This window comes from Halalkalibacter akibai JCM 9157, assembly GCF_000513135.1.
Classification (GTDB): Bacteria; Bacillota; Bacilli; order Bacillales; family Bacillaceae_D; genus Halalkalibacter; species Halalkalibacter akibai.
Genome location: NZ_BAUV01000112.1, coordinates 1 through 2,294, shown reverse-complemented (window position 1 = coordinate 2,294; position 2,294 = coordinate 1). Strand labels below are relative to the sequence as shown.

General features: G+C 38.0%; 1 protein-coding gene. It reads right to left on the bottom strand.

The features are described 5' to 3' along the window. Positions 1-223: 223 nt before the first annotated feature. Complete coding sequence (locus JCM9157_RS22885) at positions 224-1,642, bottom strand: sigma-54 interaction domain-containing protein (RefSeq protein ID WP_035668798.1); 1,419 nt, start codon at positions 1,640-1,642, stop codon at positions 224-226. Positions 1,643-2,294 lie beyond the last annotated feature (652 nt).

The window sequence follows — 2,294 nt, the reverse complement described above, 5'->3', positions numbered from 1 at the left end:
ATAATAACCAGAAAGGTTGTTGCCGGGTAATTTGAAGGAAGTAGTACAGTTGGCTCAAAACAAGGTGGGAGGGGAACAGAAAATCTGCGGATCGTAAATGAACTGATCCGGATCGTAAATCACTCATTTTGGATCGTAAATAAGCAAAACTGGATCGTAAATCACTCATCTTGGATAGTAAATCCAACAAATTGGAAGCCTTCGCTTCATGTCAGCTAGTTAACTAATGAGACTTCCTTTTATTTTTTCTTAACCGGTACTGAAGAGATTGTCTGCTTATGCCAAGTTTTTCTGCTGTTTTTGATATGTTGTAATTATATTGGATAAGCATATTTTCTATATAAGCTATTTCGACTTCGTGTAGCCAGTGCTTCAAACTCTTATCAGTATTGGTAAAAACAGAGTTATTTGAAAGCGTTTGCATATTTAACTGTGTAGAAACTGATTGATGGTCTTGTTTATTCAGAAAGTGAAAAGGAAGATCGGTGTAACGTATCATTGTCATATCATCATTAACTAAATTCATAGAACCTTCAATGATGTGCTCAAGTTCTCTCACGTTACCAGGCCATTGATATTGTTTAAAGGCTTCTTCAACGCCTAAATCAACAGCTTTAATATTCATTTGAAACATTCGATTATACTTATTAATGAAGAAGTTTGTCAGTAAAGGGATGTCCTCGGTACGCTCTCTAAGTGGAGGAATAAAGAGCGCAACTACGCTTAAGCGGTAGTAAAGATCTTTGCGAAGACTATTTGCAGCAATTGCTTCAATGGGATCCTCATTAATTGTAGCAATAATGCGTACGTTAATTTTTTTATCCCTAGTATCACCAACTCTTCTAATCGTTCGTTCTTGTAAAGCTCTTAATAATTTAGCTTGTAATGCAGGGTTCAAAGAATTAATTTCATCAAGTAATAAAGTACCTCCCTCAGCTTGTTCAAATAAACCAGGTTTCTCTATAGCTCCAGTAAAGGCACCCTTCTTTGTTCCAAATAACAAGCTTTCTATTAAGCTGTCTGGAATGGCTGCGCAATTTTGAGAAATAAACGGGCCTTGAGCTCTTTCACTTGCGTTGTGTATACTCTGAGCAAAAATTTCCTTACCTGTTCCCGTTTCTCCAATAATTAAAATAGAGGAAGATGTTCTTGAAGCACGCTTGGCATTATTAATTACTTCTGATAAGGAAGCACTGTTGCCAACAATGTTTTCAAATGTGTATCTAGTATGATCGTTTTTTAAAACGTTCTCCTTTAATCGTTCGTATTTAGAGATATCATTTGCTAACTCAACAGCACCAATTCGTTCACCATTTGAGACAATAGGGAATGTATGGTTAATCGTCGTTATTTTTTTTCCATCTTTATTATAATAAGTTTGTTTCGCATTTTTGATTTCTTTCCCACTCTCTAACGCTTGTAATAAGCGACTATCTTGTTCCTGTTCAAATCTAAATACATCATGAATACTTTTATTGAGCACATCCTCTAAATCCATTGATTCTAAATCCATTTTCTTCTTATTGTATATAATGGTTTTCCCATCAGAGTCTATTACTTGAATACCTACATCAATATGATCTATCACTTGTTCATAGATTGCTTGTAACGTTTTTAATTGTTGTAGCTTTTCACTGTTCATCGCTAACCCTCCGTTAAATGCAAAATAATTTTGCATCAGGTGCTAAAAAGTTAAACACATGCAATCAAATTTGGCAGGTCTATATTCAACATATTTTGACATTAAGGCTTTTATTACCTGCAGAATGGCGAAAAAAGATTTTCAGAGTTGGTTGTATAGCATAGCATCCGCTCCGGAAATATACTACGCTTTCCGCGAGTGGCTGGTGAGCCTCCTCGTGCTAGCGCATTGCGGGATTTCACCCTTGCCATTAATCCCGCAGGAGTCTCCGTATATTTCCTCCGCTAAGATTCTGTGATAAACACATTATTTATGTCACCAGCTATTATTTATCCTTCAACAAAAGTGAAATGAAGCGGAAGGCACTTGACTCCTGCGGGAAGAGAGGGAAGGGCAAGACCACACAGACGAAGTCGTGGGGGCTTGGCTTCCTCCCCGCGGAAAGCAAGTGCCTGCAGCGTAATGGAGCGAATTCGTTAGGAAATGCCCGGAAATCACATCGAGACTGGGCTAAACTAAAATCTTTTGTGAATGAAGTAATGTTTTTTCATTCCTGCTCAACCCAAAGTGAAATGAAGCAGAAGGCACTTGACTCCTGCGGGAAGAGAGGAAAGGGCAAGACCACACAGACGAAGTCGTGGGGGCTTGGCTT

Coding starts and splice junctions, on each gene's coding strand:
- JCM9157_RS22885 (WP_035668798.1), bottom strand. CDS start 1,642: ATGAACAGTGAAAAGCTACAACAATTAAAAACGTTACAAGCAATCTAT.